The 6402-nt window shown below is 69.3% G+C and carries 7 protein-coding genes; 3 read left to right on the top strand and 4 right to left on the bottom strand.

The window, feature by feature from the left end:
* Nucleotides 1-448: 448 nt before the first annotated feature.
* Entirely contained in the window at nt 449-2008 is a 1560-nt protein-coding gene (locus R6V09_RS42895) for an FAD-binding oxidoreductase (RefSeq protein ID WP_317886903.1), read from the top strand.
* Nucleotides 2009-2112: 104 nt separating this feature from the next.
* Here the strand turns inward: R6V09_RS42895 and R6V09_RS42890 are convergent, their stop codons facing one another.
* From R6V09_RS42890 to R6V09_RS42880, 3 genes are all read right to left on the bottom strand, one after another.
* A complete protein-coding gene (locus tag R6V09_RS42890) occupies nt 2113-2820 on the bottom strand; it encodes a phosphatase PAP2 family protein (protein WP_317886902.1) in 708 nt (235 codons plus the stop codon).
* Between the two features lie 166 nt (nt 2821-2986).
* Nucleotides 2987-3931, bottom strand: coding sequence for a C40 family peptidase (locus tag R6V09_RS42885; RefSeq protein WP_317886904.1), 945 nt, complete (start codon nt 3929-3931; stop codon nt 2987-2989).
* Nucleotides 3932-4111: 180 nt separating this feature from the next.
* The gene (locus tag R6V09_RS42880; RefSeq protein ID WP_317886901.1) at nt 4112-4900 is read right to left on the bottom strand and encodes a trypsin-like serine peptidase; all 789 of its coding nucleotides are present in this window, start codon (nt 4898-4900) and stop codon (nt 4112-4114) included.
* A gap of 189 nt (nt 4901-5089) precedes the next feature.
* Here R6V09_RS42880 and R6V09_RS42875 point away from each other — a divergent pair, with 189 nt between their 5' ends.
* Complete coding sequence (locus R6V09_RS42875; protein WP_317886900.1) at nt 5090-5368, top strand: DUF397 domain-containing protein; 279 nt, start codon at nt 5090-5092, stop codon at nt 5366-5368.
* Nucleotides 5361-5744 carry a VOC family protein gene (locus tag R6V09_RS42870; protein WP_317886899.1) on the top strand — a complete coding sequence of 128 codons (384 nt, stop codon included), beginning with the start codon at nt 5361-5363 and terminating at the stop codon, nt 5742-5744. The genes R6V09_RS42875 and R6V09_RS42870 overlap by 8 nt, the downstream gene beginning before the upstream one ends.
* Nucleotides 5745-5759: 15 nt before the next feature.
* Here the strand turns inward: R6V09_RS42870 and R6V09_RS42865 are convergent.
* The coding region (locus tag R6V09_RS42865) for an SDR family oxidoreductase (protein WP_317886898.1) at nt 5760-6402 on the bottom strand (643 nt) is incomplete at its 5' end.

The following is a 6402-nucleotide window of genomic DNA, read 5'->3' as shown; positions in this document are numbered from 1 at the left end:
GACCACGAGCCCCGCCGCGACTACCACCCCACCGGCGCGCCTGCGCTGCCGCTCCATAACTGCCGTACCCCCGGTACGTCGCGGGCCCCTGTCGCCGCGTTCAACGAGCGGGCGGTCGGCCCCGTCACGCGCCACCGGGGCCGTACAACAGCACTACAACCGCCATACGAGTCCTTTACCCGCGCTCGGTAACGTTGTCGGAGTGGCGCAGCTGGACGGCCGAGAGGCTCCCCCCATACATCCGGAACATCGCACGACGCTCGTCGAGCAGGGTCCCTTCTGCTTCGGCCGGTGCGTGTGCGGCTGGCGCGGTCCGGCGAGACGGGCGAGAAGCCAGGCCAGGACGGACGCCGCGGGGCACCTGTCTGTTCCGAACCCGTGACATGAGCGCGAGAACTTGTGGGACGCCGGACGTATCTCACTTCACGGAATCCCCACAGGAGGCGAAATGGAACGGCGTACGTTCATAGGCGGCGGCGCGGCTGCGATAGCGGCGGTCGCGACGACCGCGTGCAGCGGCGGCAAGAGCAACGGCAGTGGTGACACGGCCGCCGTGGCCAACGCCGCCAAGACGACGACCGGCACGGGCAGGCTGCCCGCCGCCGCGGCCAACTGGGCCGCCCTCGCCCGCGATCTGGACGGCACCCTGGTCCGCCCCGGTGACGCCTCCTGGAAGACGGCCCACCAGCTCTACAACACCCGCTTCGACAACCTGAAGCCGGCCGCGGTGGCCTATGTCGCGAACCCCGACGACATCCGCTCCGTCCTCTCCTACGCCCGCGCCCACAGCATCAAGGTCGCGATCCGCAACGGCGGCCACTCCTACGCCGGCTGGTCCTCCGGCGACAACCGGCTGATCGTCGACGTGTCGAAGCTGAACAAGATCCGGGCGAGCGGTTCCAGCGCGGTCGTCGGCGCCGGCGCCAAGCTGATCGACGTCTACCGGGGCCTCGCCGCGAAGGGCGTGACGATACCCGCCGGCTCCTGCCCGACGGTCGGCGTCTCCGGCCTCACCCTCGGCGGCGGCCACGGCGTGGTCTCCCGGGCGTACGGCCTGACCTGCGACAGCCTCACCCAGGCCACGCTGATCACCGCCGACGGCAAGCAGCTGGTGGCCAACGCGAGCGAGAACAAGGAACTGTTCTGGGCGCTGCGCGGCGCCGGCAACGGCAACTTCGGTGTCGTCACCGAGCTGCAGTTCAAGACGCACCCCGCGCCCCAGGCCGTGTCCGGGTATCTGACCTGGCCGTCGTCGATGGCCGCGGCCGTGGTGAAGGCCTGGCAGGAGTGGGGCCCCGACCAGCCCGACGAGATCTGGTCGTCGTGCCACCTCTCGAACACCCCCGGCGGCATCCCCAAGGTCTCCGTCGCCGCCTTCTCCCTGGGCACCTACAACGAACTGCAGAACGCGGTCGACAAGCTGGCCCACCTCGTCGGCGGCAACGCGTCGAGCGTCTCGCTCAGGCGGCACACGTACGAGGAGTCGATGAACGCCTACGCGGGCTGCTCGTCCTTCTCCACCGACGCCCAGTGCCACCTCCCGGGCTCCACCCCGGGCCGCTCCCCGCAGGGCGCGCTGGCCAGGGAGACCTACACGGGCCGCTCCGACTTCTTCGACCGCTCGATCTCGGACGCGGGCATCCAGACGATGCTGGCGCAGATGCGGTCGGTCAGCGGCAACGGCGACATCGCCCTGACGGCCCTGGGCGGCGCGGTCAACCGGGTCTCCCCCACGGCGACGGCCTTCGTGCACCGCCGCTCCCGCATGCTGGCCCAGTACCTCGTGTCCTGGCCGGCCGGCACCGCGGGCGCCGCCGCCCAGTCCTGGCTGACGAGGTTCCACACCGCGATGAAGCCGTACGCCTCCGGCGCCGCCTACCAGAACTACACGGACCCCACCCTCACCAACTGGCGCAAGGCGTACTACGGCGACGCGGCGACCCGCCTGACAACCTTGAAGAAGCAGTACGACCCGAACCGCTTCTTCAGCTACCCACAGGGCTTGTAAGCGCCCCATAGGGGCGCGGGGCTGTGTCTATTTGCGGCTCCGCCGCGTGGGCGCGGCCAGCCACAACGAGCCCGCAGACGAAGAACCGGCCTTCCAGCGGAGCGCTACGCCGCCAAGTCCCGTTCCTCAGTCCCCGAAGTCTCCGAACGCGCACCCGGAATCACCGCGTCCCGGGCAAGACGACGGGCATCGGCGGACCGAACCAACCACCCACCCCACGCCGAGCTCTCGACAGCCTTGAGCACCGGCGTGAGCAGAGCCATCGCGAGCGGAGACAGAAGGAGAGCGACAGCCGTACCGAGCGCGAACCCGCCGATCACGTCGGTCGGGTAGTGCACGCCCATGTAGACCCGGCAGAACCCCTCCACCAGCGCGAGCCCGATCCCCAGCAGCCCGAACCGCCGGTCCGCGACGAACAGCGCGACGCCCATCGCCATGGTGATGGTGGCGTGATCACTCACGAAGGAGTAGTCGGTCTTACCGGAGACGAGGACATCGATGCCGGTGTGGTCGAGGAAGGGGCGGGGCCGCTCCACGAACCCGCGGATGGGCACGTTCACGAGGACGGCGATCGCGGCGGCCAGCGGAGTCCAGACGAGCGCCGCGACGGACTGGGCGGAGTCCTCGTTCCCGCGCCGCCGCACAGACCACCAGCACCACACCACCAGCAGCACCATGGCGACCAGCAGTCCGTACTCACCGACGAACCCCATGACCCGGTCGAACCAGTGCGGCGCGTCCTTGGCGAGGCCATTGATGTCGTAGAGCAGATCGACGTCGGGGTTCGACCCGGATTCGGCGAGTACAGCCATGGTGCTGCGGCTCCTTCGTCGTGGTTCCGGGCGCACCTCGCGTGCGCATTACTGAACAGGAACGCATGGCCTCACTTCATACGTTCCACACTCCACCGAATGATCACGCAGACGTTATCGAAGAGAGACTCATCGCCGCAGCTCAGGGGGTGGGTTCACGCTCGGTTCACACCGTCGTGGGGAGCGCTTTCGCGCCATCTTCGGTGACCCGGGTGGCCCCGAAGTAATCAGGGGTGTCAATGGGGTCGAACCGGATCACAGCACCCGTCCGGGGCGCGTCGATCATGTATCCGCCGCCGACATAAATCCCCACATGCCGGATGGCGCGGGAATTGGTGAGGTCGTCCGAGAAGAACACGAGATCTCCCGGCAGCAATTCGGCCCGCTGCGGATGCGGTCCCGCGTTGTACTGGTCGTTCGCAACGCGCGGCAGGGTGATCCCCGCGCTCTCGAACGCGGCCTTGGTCAGCCCCGAGCAGTCGAAGCGCCCGTCCTGGTCGGCGGTGCCGTTCCCGCCCCACAGATAGGGGGTGCCGAGCTTGCTCTGTGCGTAGGTGATGGCGGTGGCGGCCTGCTCGGAGGGGTCGACCCGGCTGACGGGCGCGGCGAAGCTCTGCTCCAGCGACGTGATCGTCTTCACGTAGTTCTTGGTCTCCGCGTACGGCGGCACACCCTGGTACTTGATGACCGCGTACGCCCCCGCGTTGTACGAGGCGAGCATGTTCTCGCTCTGGTTGCCCGGCACGTCCTTCACATACGAGGCGAGCTGGCAGTCGTAGCTGGCGGCCGACGGAATCGCGTCGTTCGGGTCCCATACGTTGCGGACGCCGTCCCCGTTGCCGTCGATCCCGTGCGTGGCCCAGGTCCCGGGGATGAACTGCGCTATCCCCTCGGCCTTTGCCGGGCTCTTCGCGTTCGGGTTGAAGCCGCTCTCCTGGTAGAGCTGGGCGGCGAGCAGCGCGGGGTTGAGGGCGGAGCAGAGGTTGCCCCACTTCTGCACGAGTGACGAATAGGCGGCCGGTACGGCGCCCTTGGCGAGCGAGACGCTGCCGCCGCCGGCTCCGTTGACGAGGTTCCCGGCGACGAGGTATACCCCGACGACGAGCAGCATCACGAAGCTGAGCCCGAGCCCGGCCGCGACCCCACCGATCACCCATACTTTTCGCACGGCTCAACCCTCCCCCATGTCAGCCCTGTTCAAGGCCATTTCGGGGCAGGGTGGCGGCATTTCGCTGTGTTTCCGCCGGATGTGACGCGTATTCAGCGAGTCGGCCGGGACGTGCGGTGGCCCTTATTCCGGGTCGCTCGTGGCGTCCTTGTACAACTCGGCCGCTTCTTTCCCGAGCACGACACTGTAGGAAATGTCGGGTGTCAGTCCGCCCTGTTCATGTCCGCCGATGACGCCCACGACCTGCTGGTCCCCGTTCACCCAGGGGCTGCCGCTGGTGCCGCCGGTGAAGCCCGGGCAGTCGATGCGCTGCTGGGTGGCGCTGTGCTGGGTGGGCTTGTTGGTGCAGTTGATGGGCTGGTCGGTGGCGGAGGGGTAGCCGGTGATGGTCACGGCGGTGGCCCCGGTGGCCATGCCGGTGGCGAACCGGTCGGCGCCGACCACGTCCTCGATGTTCTTACCGTCGACCTCGGCGACCGTGGCGAAGCCGATGTCGCTGTCCTCGGCCTGCCCCTGGTTCCACCCGTCGGGCAGGTACCGCTGCACGACCTTCCACACCCCGTACGGCGCCTTGCCGTCCCGGTAGCCGGGCACGAACACGTCGCCGGGGTCGCCGTCCAGGCAGTGGGCCGCGCTGACGATGAGGTTGTGCCCCGCGCTGTGCACCACGGACGCGGTGCAGTGGTGGCCGCCGGCCAGGCTGGTGGCGTGGGCCGACCCGAACAGGGCTCCGACGCGCACGCTCTGTTTGTTCACCTCCGTCACGGTGGTCACCCCGAAGGGCCCCGGGCCGTCGTCGGCGGTCGCCACGGACGCCGAGGTCAGGGCCAGCGTCACCACGGCGACGAACAGCGCGTACCGGCGGTTGCCCGCGAGGCGAGCGGAACGGGAGATGCGTGAGCTGCGCTTCATCGGCCCCCACTTTGTCCCACGAAGGTGAGAAAGGACGTCGACGTTTGCTGAGATTTCGCTGTGAAGCTCTGAACAGGCTGCTCATGCGGCGTTACGTTCTGCGGTCAGTCCACCGTACTGTCCTCCCGCCTCTCCTGCCCCCTGAGCGATACTCGATGCCACTCCGGCACCAGAAAGAGGGAAATCCCCGTGTCCGACATCCCCCCCGACCTCACCTGGGAACGCGCCGCCCCACCGGACGCGACGGGCCCGGGCCCCTGGATAGAGATCGCCTTCGGCGAAGGGGACGACGGCGAGGCCCCGGTCTACATCCGCGAGACCAGCGACCCGGAGAACGTGGTCACCACCAACCGCCGCAAGTGGGACGCCTTCGTACTGGGCGTACAGGCAGGCGAGTTCGACCACTTCGTGGAAGGCATGGCGGACGCCATGGACCCAACAGCCCCGGAAAACGGGCCACATGCATAGAAGCCGCGTCTTCGCCCTCCTGATCGACACCCCCGGGCCGGAGGCCGCCGCCGCTGCGGCCTTCTGGTCGGCGGCCCTAGGCGCCCCCGCCGCACCGGTCCCCTCGGAGGAGCAGTTCACCACCCTCCACGATGCAATCCCCGGTCTGGTCACGGCGGTTCAGTCGATCGACGACACCAACCCGCGCTTCCACATCGACATCGAGACCGACGACGTGGAGGCGGAGACCGCCCGCCTGCTCGCCCTGGGCGCGACCCCAATCTCCCGCTGGCTGGAATGCCGCACCCTGCGCGCCCCCGGCGGCCACCTCCTGTGCGTGCTGCCGGTGCACAGCGACCCCGAGGTCTTCAACGCCGAGGCGCGCAGCTGGAGTTGACGGGCCCGGTACCGCTCAGAACGTCGTCGTCATCCCGCCGTCCACCGCGATCGTCTGCCCCGTGATGAACGACGCCGCGTCGCCCGCCAGGAACACCACCAGCCCCGCGATCTCGGCCGGCCGACCCCAACGCCCCAGCGCGGTACGGGTCTTGAGCCACCGACCCCACTCCGGGTCGTCCGCGAGCCCGGCGTTGACCTCGGTCGCGAACGTCCCCGGAGCCACCGAGTTGACCGTCGTGCCGCTGGGCCCCAGGTCCGCGGCGAGTGCCCTGGTCAGCCCGTCGAGGCCGGCTTTGACCGTGGCGTAGGCGATGTCCCCGGTGCGGCCCAACTGGCCGACGACGGAGGAGACGTTGACGATGCGGCCTGGGGTGCCACGTGCGGCCAGGCCCTCGGCGACGGTCCGGCTCAGCGCGTACGCCGAGGTGAGGTGGACGTCCAGCATGCGCGCCAACGCGTCCGGGGTCATGTCGTACAGCCCCCGCCGGTCCCGTTGGCCGACGTTGTTGACCAGGATGTCGATGTCCCCGAGCCCGCTCACCGCCTCCCGCGCCGCGGCACGCTCGGTGACGTCGAAGGTCGCGGCCGATGCGTCCAGCCCGTCGTCGCGCAGCGCGGCGACGGTCGCCGCGACGGTGGCCGGATCCCGCCCGTTG

The organism is Streptomyces sp. W16 (genome assembly GCF_033194735.1).
Taxonomy (GTDB): Bacteria; Actinomycetota; Actinomycetes; order Streptomycetales; family Streptomycetaceae; genus Streptomyces.
The sequence above is the reverse complement of the archived record's forward strand: the minus strand, read 5'-3'. Positions and strand labels throughout refer to the sequence as shown.

Coding starts and splice junctions, on each gene's coding strand:
- R6V09_RS42895 (WP_317886903.1), top strand. CDS start 449: ATGGAACGGCGTACGTTCATAGGCGGCGGCGCGGCTGCGATAGCGGCG.
- R6V09_RS42890 (WP_317886902.1), bottom strand. CDS start 2,820: ATGGCTGTACTCGCCGAATCCGGGTCGAACCCCGACGTCGATCTGCTC.
- R6V09_RS42885 (WP_317886904.1), bottom strand. CDS start 3,931: ATGCTGCTCGTCGTCGGGGTATACCTCGTCGCCGGGAACCTCGTCAAC.
- R6V09_RS42880 (WP_317886901.1), bottom strand. CDS start 4,900: ATGAAGCGCAGCTCACGCATCTCCCGTTCCGCTCGCCTCGCGGGCAAC.
- R6V09_RS42870 (WP_317886899.1), top strand. CDS start 5,361: ATGCATAGAAGCCGCGTCTTCGCCCTCCTGATCGACACCCCCGGGCCG.